Here is a 6628-nt window from a genome sequence, read left to right as displayed (position 1 = left end):
CGTCAGGGGTGTGTGACGAGATAGGTCTCGTTGTTCAGGTCGGCGGTGAGTTCCTCGACATCGAAGGGGCGATCCAGCCGCGCGTGCAACGCCTTTGGATCGATGAGCAGGCTTATCTCCGCGGTTTGGCGGGCGAACATTCGCCCGATGAGCGGGTAGATTCGACGCATGATCGCCCGCTCCCCGGATGTGCAGCGCGAGGCGCAGTAGCCGACGTGGCCGATCTCGTCGGTGAGGATTTCGCTGTAGAGCAGTTCGATGCGTTCGGCGACCTCCGGTTCGTCCGCGAAAAGCCTGCTTCCGGCGCGGCGTAATTCGTCGAACAGGATGCATCCCGCCATCTCCGCGGCTCCGACGAACAAGAAACCGAGTCGTTCAGGCAGGAACACGTTCGCTTTGACGAACTGGCGTATGACGAAGGGCGGCGGGACGACCTGGAAGGTCAGATCGAATACGTCGAGCGCGTAGGCCAGCAGCCGGGTGTGGTAGTGCTCTTCCAGCTCGAGGTAGACGCGCTCGGGCGGCACGCTCTCGTCGCTGTTGCGCCCGTACGTCTCACCCAGTCCCACACCGAAGCGCTCCGCCTGATTCAGCTTCGCGGTTGCCAGCAGGAAAAGCATCTTCGGATCGAGGCCGGGTTCGGGGCGCCGGCGGCGCAGGTTGCGCAGGAAGGTGGCTCGGTCGGCGGGATGGGCTGACCGAATGGGATTCGCTTCCAGGTCGTTGAAGAACTGCTCGCGATTGGCCAGCCGTCTGTTGAGCAGATCGGCCTCGCCGTCACGCTCGGTCAAGAAGTCCCGGTAGCCCTCGATGCCGGTGCGCTTCATCGCTTCTCCATTCCTTTGACAATCGTTGTCACATAACGGCTTAACAGCGCCGCATCGTGGGCCCCGGTGGCCAGCAGCGCGAAGAGTCCGGTGAGGAAGAACGTCGCGAGTTCGGCCGCGTCGACGCCGGAGTCGACCTGCTCCGCGTCTTGGGCTCGACTAATGACTCCGACCAGGAATTGGCCGACCGGGTGCTGGGCGAACTCCTCTTCGACCGGACGGGTCGAGGAGAAGTGCAATCCCAGCATGTCCCGGAAAACCGCTTCGCCCAGCCGACTTTCGGCGCGGAGCACGTGATGCACCAGCTGGGAGAGCACCGAGGCCAGATCGCCCGTGGCGTCGCCGAGTTCGCTGATGATTCGGGTCTCCTCGAGGCGCTCCACCTCGATGAGGACGTGCTCCTTGGTTGGGAAGTGGAAATAGAACGTCCCCCGGGCCACGCCGGCATCGGCAACGATCGCGCTGACATCGGCAGCGGCCACGCCGCGCCGCGAGATCTCGGCCAGCGCCGCGTCGAACAGGCGGGCGCGGGTTTCCAGCCGTCGCGCCTCGCGGACGCCCCCGGCCGGCGACTCGGTCGCGGACGGCGCCCGTGGTGACTGCATGCACGCACCCTACGCCACTCGCTGACGGTCGTCAATGACGGATGTCAGCCAAGCTCGCCAGCGTCGACCGCGGACCGCCGAGCCCGTTTTGGATCGCCGGAGCATGCCGACGCCGCAGGTAGCCGCGATTCGGCAGCGTCGCGATGAGCTAACCGCTCGGCTTCGGGTACTCGATTACGCTATCGCCGCTGCGTGGCGCGGGCACATACTTGTTACCGGTGCAAGGAAAGGTGGTCAGATGTCCGCGTCCCAGCCCCCACCGGTAGAAACCTGCGACGTGTGCATCGTCGGAGCAGGCATCGCCGGGCTGAATGCTCTGTTCGCCGCGAGCCGATACCTGTCGCGGGACAACAAGGTGATCCTGATCGATCGTCGGCCGCGCGCCGGCGGCATGTGGGTCGATGTGTACCCGTATGTCCGCCTGCATCAACCGCATCCGATGTTCACCGCGGGCAACATCGGGTGGACCATCGGCAAGGACCACTCCTACTTGGCGACCAAAGGCGAAGTGCTGGACCATTTTCAGCACTGCGTGGACGTGATAAGGCAACGCGTGCAGGTGGACGAGTACTTCGGCTGGGACTTCCAGTCGGAGGAAGAAGCGAACGGAATCGTGCGGGTCACCGCTAGGGCTGCCGACGGCCGGACGCTCGTTGTCGAGGCCAAGCGATTGATCAAAGCCTTCGGCCTGGGAATCACGCCGAACGAACCGCTCGATATCTCCAGCACCCGCGTCCATTCCGTGTCGCCCGACTACTGCGACGTCCGGGCGGGCGACATCAGCGAAAGCGATGCACCGGTGTGGATCGTCGGCGGCGGAAAAACCGCGATGGACACTGCGCACGCGTTGATCACCACCTACCCCGGCCGCGAGGTAAACCTCGTAGCCGGCCACGGAACGTTCTTCTCCAGACGCGACAGCTTGTTTCCGAGCGGCGCCTCGCGGTGGTGGAAGGGCACACCGCCGAGCGCCATCGCCACACGGCTCAGTCGCCGATATGACGGCACGAACGAATCAGACGTCCAAGGTTGGTACCGGGAATGCCATGGCACCTTCCTGACCACCCAGGCGGACAACTTCGTGTTGGGAGTGCTGTCCGAGGCCGAAAACCGCACGATCTCCGCGGGGCTGAACGATGTCGTCATGGACTATTTCCAGGATGCGGTCGACCGCAATGACACGACCGAGTTGGTGTTCCGGAGCGGATCGACCAAGACGATTCAACCGGGCAGCTGGATCGTCAACTGCACGGGATACGTCAAATTCCCCGATGAAGACTCGTACGAGCCTTACGTTTCGCCCAGCGGCGCAATCGTTTCCATCAACGTGCAATCGGCAATACTGCACTTGCCCGCGTTCATGGGGTATTTCCTGGGCCATCTGCTGTTGTTGGACAAGCTCAGTGAGCTCCCGCTCTACGAAGTCGATTGGAAGAATCTGAGGCAGAAGGCACCGCTGGCATTTCCGTACGTGCTCTTCGCGCTCGTCCAGCACAACCTCGGCCTGATCTACGACGAGGTTCCCCGTAGCGTATTTAGCGAAAACGGCCTGGATTTCGATAACTGGTACCCGCTACCGCGCCGCTTGCCGGGCCTGGCGCGGTTCATGCTCATGCACCGCCGGGAACGCGAACGCCACCGCCGTGTTCTGGACACGGTCCGGGAGCGTTTCGATATCCGCTGCGGTCCGCTGGGCGAGGAGTATGCGCCTAGCGCCACAACGCAATTGTGAAACGTTAAACCCTGTCATCCAAGGCTCGAGGTTGACGGTCAAACCCCAACGGAATCCCGGCAGCCGTGGCGGCCGAGCTAATGATTCGCCGCGAGCAATGAGTCATCGAAGCCGACGCTAGCGATGTTCGTCGATGAGTTTGGCTACTGCCTTCTGGGCATCAGTGATGGTTAGCGGAGGCGTGGCGAACATTTCGGCGAGCATCATCGCCACAGGTGTTGTCCACAGCAGCATGCCTAAAGCGACGCCATGTTCACGGTCTGTCCCGGTATTCAGACGAGCGATCAACGCCGCCAGGGCCGCGCCGAGACGTTGCATGTGTTGTCCACCAAGCCCGCCACGCAGGTTCTTGGCCGCAATGAGAATCTCCAATCCTGCCATGGCCTTTGGATTGGCGAATGCTTCCCACGTCGACCGCACCAAGTCTTCGGTGCCCATTACGCGCTCAGGGTCGGCCAATACCTCAAGCGATGCGACGAGACGGTCAACAGCATCTTCTATGACGGCGGAGAGCAGACCGTCCCGATCTCCGAAGTGATGCTGAATGACACCCCAACTCATGCCGGCGCGTTCAATGATGTGCCGAGCACTCGCTGCCGAGAAGCCCTCCTCCCGAATGCAGCGAACCGCCTCGTCAATCAGCAGCTCTCGGGTCCGGTCCCCCCGCTGCTGTCGCCCAGCGGCAGGGCGACGCGGAGCGGTGCGTCTGCCCGCAGTCACCGCCCCGATCCGCCCTGCTTAGTGCGTCGTCTCATCGAAAAGAGCTTAAGACACTGCTCGAAGTTCCCTGCTCGTCAGCGCGAGACGCTCACCGACGGATGGCGAAGAAGCGGCCCTTGCCACCAAAACATGGCATGTGCCATGCTTTGGTCGTGCAGCTAACCTCTCGAAAGCCGAACCTATGACTGAGACGATCAGTGCCGACGACAAGGAGGCTTCAACGGCGAAGCCCGGGTTCTCGTCACTGCAAAAGTCGCTGTTCGGCGTTCTCGCATTCTTCTTCGTCGTCCACATCGTGTTCTGGTACCTCGAGTTTCATGCCGGGGTATCCCACGTCGTCGCCTCCACCACACTGGTCGTCTTCGTCGTGGGCTGTTTCTTGACCGCGCTCGCGCTGCCGTGGCTACCCCTTCCCGGACAACGTGATCGCACCAAAGCGGAACGTCTTAGTGCGATGGTCATCGTCTGGGTATTCATCGCCCTGATTCCACGATTCATCTGGGAACTGCCGTGGCTCTTGTTCTTCGACCAGATCAGAAACGGTGTCCAGCATGGCGCGCTGTGGACGTACATGTGGGCGCCCATCCTGCTTGGGGGCGACGCCCGCTACCTCAATGGTGACCCGCTCGTTGTCGTTCTCGAGTGGATCGCCTTCTTCGTCGGACTGTTCGAGGCGTATGCGATGGTCCAGTTCTTCCGTAACGGCAAGCGGTTCAGCAGCACTCAACTCTCCCTCATCATGGGCGGGATGATCGTGGAGGTCACGCTGCCAGCGATCTATTTCGGGGTAGAGATCGCCAACAATCTGCACAGCATGACCAGTCCGGTCGAGATGTGGATCAAGTTTGTAGTTCTGAACCTTTTGTGGTGCACCATGCCCTTCGTCACCTACTTCTGGGGCGTTCGCAGGCTGGCCCGGCAAGACCTCGCGGTAAAGTTCTAAGCCCGCTTGACGGTACGGTTTCCCGCATTAGATAAGGGTGGAGGCCACCCGCCGTGTGTACCCGGCTTATCCAGCCAGCGCCCACTCTCTCCGGCCGCGCTGACCAAGTCGCATCACGGCGCGCCGGTCACCTTTTCAGCCAGCGCGGCGAGCTTTGCGTCGAGTCGCCCAGCGGCGTCAGACAATTCGGGATTGGACTCGACGACCATCAGCGACGACGGCTTGATGTAGGTCAGGCTGCTGTGACCGTCGTCCTCCTCGAGTAACAGCATCTCGACCGGGGCGAACAAGCCGGCCGTCACGTCATGGCGCAGCATGGTGATCGCGATCAGCGGATTACCCAGAATCACCCGCAACGCCTTGCGGTCGATGTCGGCCTTGGTGATCCAGGCGCCGTGGTCGACCGTGCCGAACAGCATGAATCCGCTTGGGCCGACGTGAGACTCGACGCGTTCCTGATACGACTGCCAGTCGCTGGTGCTCGCCGCGATCTCGTTGATCGGCACCGGCTGCTCGCCGATGTCGGCGAGCAGCGCCGCGAGTAGCTCGTCATAGCTCTTGGCGCTGTCGTAGCGCACCCGCACGCCGTCGAAGGGAATCTCGCGTGGATTGGAGGTGGACATCGTCGGCTACAGCTTCCCTTGCCGCTGGTCCTCGCCGATCTTGAGTATCGGAGTTCGATTCTCCGGTTGGATCCGCTCCCAAAGGGAGCCCCCACCCAGCTCCCGCGCAAGTTGATCTTGACGCCTGAACCACTCCTCGGCACTCCTGATCCGGTTCGGGTGGATCTCATCCAGCAGCCCATAATCCCGTTTGACCACTCGGTGTTTCCAGAGATTCCAGAAGCCGGTGAAGTTGTCCCGTACGTTCATCGTGCTCTTGTCTTTGCGGTCGGCGTTGTAACCGGCGGGCGCGTCGGCGATGACGCTGAGTGGACCGTTTCGCCAGTACGTGTCCAGGTCGGTGTCGACGTACCGCGCCGGATGCCCGGTGACCTTCTCGAACGCCGCGGCGAGATCGGCGTAGGCGACATCGTCGACAGCGACCTCGAGGTCCATGCCGTTCGCCCGCTCGGGATGGTCGAAAAGCCAACGCACATAGTAACCGCAGTCCTCGAGCGACACGTGCGGCACCGCCCCGTCGCCGAGAGGAACACGCCATGTCAGGACGCCGTCCTCCACGGTGGGCGTCATCGGCGTACCCGGCGAGATCACCATCTCGATGTAGGGACCCGAGGTGAACAACGCAGCGCCCATCCGATCGCGATTCACCTGATTCTGGAACAGGATCCACTCGCCAACGCGGCCCTTGCCGTCGTAATGACCGGTGCGGAACCGAGAGTCGTATCCCGCCTTCTTCAGCCCGTAGTCGAGGTTTCCGTACACGAAGAACCTGACTCCTTCTTCGATGGCGATCTCGTAACTGCGGATTGCCCAGTAGGTCTCGCTCTTCTCGCCGGTGTTGAACCCGTCGATGTTGACGAAGGCTCCATCGCAACCGCGGAATCCCTCACGCAGCGTCGCTTCGTCGGCGAAGGATCCCTCCACGGCGAGACGTTTTCCAGTTGGGACAATTCCCTGGCTCGCCGGCTGCCGACGTCGCGGGTGAGAAACCGAACCGAGTACTTCTTGTCGGCGACGAGCGCGCGGATGACAGGCATGCCCTGGGCTCCGGTGCCGCCGACGACGAAGATGTCCGAGGTGGTGTGAGGAGACATTGGCCGGCTCACAACCGCTCGATGATCGTCGCGTTGGCCATGCCGCCGCCCTCGCACATCGTCTGCAAGGCGTACCGGCCGCCG

7 protein-coding genes and 2 pseudogenes are annotated in these 6628 nt (G+C 62.3%); 2 read left to right on the top strand and 7 right to left on the bottom strand.

Features of this window, described 5'->3' with window-relative positions:
• Positions 1–2 precede the first annotated feature (2 nt).
• Positions 3–827, bottom strand: a complete 825-nt coding sequence (locus A5652_RS08475; protein WP_067349141.1) for a hypothetical protein — start codon at positions 825–827, stop codon at positions 3–5.
• On the bottom strand, positions 824–1432 hold the full coding sequence (locus tag A5652_RS08470) for a TetR/AcrR family transcriptional regulator (RefSeq protein WP_067349138.1): 609 nt from the start codon (positions 1430–1432) through the stop codon (positions 824–826). Before A5652_RS08470 ends, A5652_RS08475 begins: the two co-directional genes overlap by 4 nt.
• Before the next feature lie 238 nt (positions 1433–1670).
• On the opposite strand from A5652_RS08470, the gene A5652_RS08465 reads away from it, so the two are divergent.
• Complete coding sequence (locus tag A5652_RS08465) at positions 1671–3164, top strand: FAD-dependent oxidoreductase (RefSeq protein ID WP_067349135.1); 1494 nt, start codon at positions 1671–1673, stop codon at positions 3162–3164.
• Between the two features lie 117 nt (positions 3165–3281).
• On the opposite strand, the gene A5652_RS08460 is transcribed toward A5652_RS08465, so the two are convergent.
• Positions 3282–3725, bottom strand: a complete 444-nt coding sequence (locus A5652_RS08460; protein ID WP_232001122.1) for a TetR/AcrR family transcriptional regulator — start codon at positions 3723–3725, stop codon at positions 3282–3284.
• Positions 3726–3884 (bottom strand): annotated as a pseudogene (locus A5652_RS28455) (TetR/AcrR family transcriptional regulator); the annotation flags it as partial.
• A gap of 181 nt (positions 3885–4065) precedes the next feature.
• On the opposite strand from A5652_RS28455, the gene A5652_RS08455 reads away from it, so the two are divergent.
• Positions 4066–4827: a hypothetical protein gene (locus A5652_RS08455; protein WP_067349129.1), complete on the top strand. Its 762-nt coding sequence runs from the start codon at positions 4066–4068 to the stop codon at positions 4825–4827.
• Between the two features lie 113 nt (positions 4828–4940).
• Here the strand turns inward: A5652_RS08455 and A5652_RS08450 are convergent, their stop codons facing one another.
• The 3 genes and pseudogenes from A5652_RS08450 to A5652_RS28450 form a co-directional block, all read right to left on the bottom strand.
• The gene (locus A5652_RS08450; protein WP_067349126.1) at positions 4941–5450 is read right to left on the bottom strand and encodes a DUF302 domain-containing protein; all 510 of its coding nucleotides are present in this window, start codon (positions 5448–5450) and stop codon (positions 4941–4943) included.
• Positions 5451–5456: 6 nt separating this feature from the next.
• Positions 5457–6544 (bottom strand): annotated as a pseudogene (locus tag A5652_RS08445) (NmrA family NAD(P)-binding protein).
• Positions 6545–6552: 8 nt separating this feature from the next.
• Positions 6553–6628 (bottom strand): hypothetical protein (locus tag A5652_RS28450; RefSeq protein ID WP_232001121.1); only part of this gene is annotated, 76 nt, incomplete at its 5' end.

Source organism: Mycobacterium sp. 1165178.9 (genome assembly GCF_001673555.1).
Lineage (GTDB): Bacteria > Actinomycetota > Actinomycetes > Mycobacteriales > Mycobacteriaceae > Mycobacterium.
Note: the sequence above shows the minus strand (reverse complement) of the source record. Positions and strands in the feature narration are given on the sequence as shown.

Bases quoted from the DNA above. Each gene is read 5' to 3' on its own strand.
- A5652_RS08470 (WP_067349138.1), bottom strand. From the start codon at position 1,432: ATGCAGTCACCACGGGCGCCGTCCGCGACCGAGTCGCCGGCCGGGGGC.
- A5652_RS08465 (WP_067349135.1), top strand. From the start codon at position 1,671: ATGTCCGCGTCCCAGCCCCCACCGGTAGAAACCTGCGACGTGTGCATC.
- A5652_RS08460 (WP_232001122.1), bottom strand. From the start codon at position 3,725: ATGAGTTGGGGTGTCATTCAGCATCACTTCGGAGATCGGGACGGTCTG.
- A5652_RS08455 (WP_067349129.1), top strand. From the start codon at position 4,066: ATGACTGAGACGATCAGTGCCGACGACAAGGAGGCTTCAACGGCGAAG.
- A5652_RS08450 (WP_067349126.1), bottom strand. From the start codon at position 5,450: ATGTCCACCTCCAATCCACGCGAGATTCCCTTCGACGGCGTGCGGGTG.
- A5652_RS08475 (WP_067349141.1), bottom strand. From the start codon at position 827: ATGAAGCGCACCGGCATCGAGGGCTACCGGGACTTCTTGACCGAGCGT.